Below are 234 nucleotides of genomic sequence, written 5' to 3'. Positions count from 1 at the left end.
TTTCCTTTCCTGCGTTGGAAAGTGACTCGTTTAGTGAACTAAACGTCGCCACTTACCGCCTTGGTAAGAAAATATTTGGTATAACACCTTCTTAGAAGGTACTCGTATATTCTCGACTGTATGTAAGGGGTTATAGCTCAGCTGGGAGAGCGCCTGCCTTGCACGCAGGAGGTCTGCGGTTCGATCCCGCATAGCTCCACCATTCTCTTTAAGAGATACATACATTAGGACAGA

Annotated in this window: 1 tRNA gene; it reads left to right on the top strand. The window is 46.2% G+C overall.

The window, feature by feature from the left end:
* Positions 1-126 precede the first annotated feature (126 nt).
* Positions 127-202: transfer RNA gene (locus tag H5073_RS18185), tRNA-Ala, on the top strand.
* Positions 203-234: the final 32 nt, after the last annotated feature.

Source organism: Shewanella sp. SR44-3 (assembly GCF_014163735.1).
In the GTDB taxonomy this organism is placed as follows: domain Bacteria; phylum Pseudomonadota; class Gammaproteobacteria; order Enterobacterales; family Shewanellaceae; genus Shewanella.
This window is presented reverse-complemented; position numbering and strand designations above follow the sequence as displayed.